Here is a 1853-nt window from a genome sequence, read left to right as displayed (position 1 = left end):
GTCGTTGAGGCTGACCAATCGGAGCGATTTTGACTGGCAGTTCAACGTGGGACAATTTCCACTGCGGATTGGAATGCGAATTTTTGATGGCGGAGGAAACATGCTGAAGGAATTGAGTGTTGCAGCTCAAGTCTTTCTGGAAGCTGGTGCTAGCCAGAGCGTCCCTGTTCAGCTCAGTGTGCTTCATGCCGCGCTACCTAACCTTCCCTCTGAAGTGAGCATACAGTTTGCCTTCTTTCAGGACGCAAATGTTTGGTTTAGCCAGCCAGGGAATGCAGAATGTCGCATAACCGTGCGCAGATAATGGTCATTCAGGGCATAACGCAGGATGAGTTCGAAAAATGAATGAGACGGCGATGAGTTTGCATCGAGGCCGGGTTCTGGTGACTGGCGCCGGAGGTGTTCTAGGCTCGGCTCTGGTTGCACAATTGAAACAGCAAAACGTGACGCTGTTGGCGCCTACCCGGGCGCAGTGTGATCTGCTCGACGCCGGCGCTGTGCGTGCGACCTTTGATGACTTTAAGCCAACTGTGGTGTTGCACCTGGCCGGCTGGGTCGCAGGCGTTCAGGGCAATCTCAGCTTTGCCGGCCGTGCCTTTTATGAAAACACCTGCATCAATGTTAACGTGATTGAGGCATCTCGTCTCGCGGGCGTCCGGAAGATTGTCGCCGCTGGCACGACCGCGGTGTATTCCGACGAGATCGCGCTGCCGATGCGCGAGGCTGATATCTGGCGTGGCGCGCCGCACGGCTCCGAGGCCGCCTATGCGCATTCCAAGCGCGCCATGCTGGCCCAGCTCGAAGCCTACCGCACGCAGTATGGCATCGATTTCGGCTATATGATCTGTACCAACCTTTACGGGCCGGGCGATCGCTTCGACGAGAAATACGGCCATGTCGTACCGTCGCTTATCGCCCGGTTCCAGCGCGCCGCGGAGCTTGAGCAGCCTGAAATCGTGATCTGGGGCGACGGCACGCCGACCCGCGACTTCCTGTTCAGCGACGACGCGGCGCGGGCCTTCCTCACGGTAGCGGAGCAGGGGCAGGGCGCCTTCAACACGGCGACGGGGTCGACAGTTACGATCCGCGAACTGGTCGAGGTCCTGCGCTCGGTGTCCGGATATCGCGGCGAGGTCGTCTGGGACGTTACAAAGCCCAAGGGCCAGCAGGCGCGCAGCTACGACAACAGCCGCCTGCTGCAGCTCGGATGGGCGCCCGAGACCGGGCTTGCGGACGGTATCGCCCAATCATTCGAGTGGTACCAGCGCAATATCGGCTCCGTCCGCCGTTGACCTTTCGCTGATCTCGAAGGAATAGCTGGAACGCTGACGCGGCAGGCGTGTTGTGCTGATTGGCCGGGATCGCGCAGTGCTCTTGCTCGTTCCGAGGCCGGCCGCGGCGTTCGTCGCCCGGTCGCTGAGAGGATAGGATGACTGGCTTGACGAATGCTGCCGCCGTGCCCGCCCAGAATCCCGCGAGGCGCGTCTTCGCGGTCGTATCGACATGGCCCGAAACCAAGAACGCTGAATATGAGGTGATCGAACGGATTCTCACGGCGGCCCGTAATATCGACTGCGACGTCCTGACAATCGACAATGACGGCTACATCATCGCCTCGACGAGAGATGGCGATGGGCTGATAGGGGCGCGGATCTCGCGGGAGCACAGCGAATTCGTCATATCGCTGCACTTTCAGTCGCCGCGCCTGTACGATATCGACACCTACATAACGCTATGGAACCCGCCCGAATTCTATCACGTTTTCGGGTACCAGCCGTCGATCGCGGCCATGGCGAGCCACAGCGATGTGCTGTCGTGCCATTCGGATATGGCTGACCGACATGCCCTGAACG

3 protein-coding genes are annotated in these 1853 nt (G+C 59.7%); all 3 read left to right on the top strand.

Annotated elements, in window-relative coordinates; translation table 11 throughout:
• The coding region (locus AC1DVA_RS28085) for a hypothetical protein (protein WP_476808082.1) at positions 1-304 on the top strand (304 nt) is incomplete at its 5' end.
• Between the two features lie 37 nt (positions 305-341).
• On the top strand, positions 342-1292 hold the full coding sequence (locus AC1DVA_RS28080) for a GDP-L-fucose synthase family protein (protein ID WP_476808081.1): 951 nt from the start codon (positions 342-344) through the stop codon (positions 1290-1292).
• Positions 1293-1438: 146 nt separating this feature from the next.
• Positions 1439-1853 (top strand): hypothetical protein (locus tag AC1DVA_RS28075; protein ID WP_476808080.1); only part of this gene is annotated, 415 nt, incomplete at its 3' end.

Source organism: Allobosea sp. P4_C6, assembly GCF_056402015.1.
The sequence above is the reverse complement of the archived record's forward strand: the minus strand, read 5'-3'. Positions and strand labels throughout refer to the sequence as shown.

Coding starts and splice junctions, on each gene's coding strand:
- AC1DVA_RS28080 (WP_476808081.1), top strand. CDS start 342: ATGAATGAGACGGCGATGAGTTTGCATCGAGGCCGGGTTCTGGTGACT.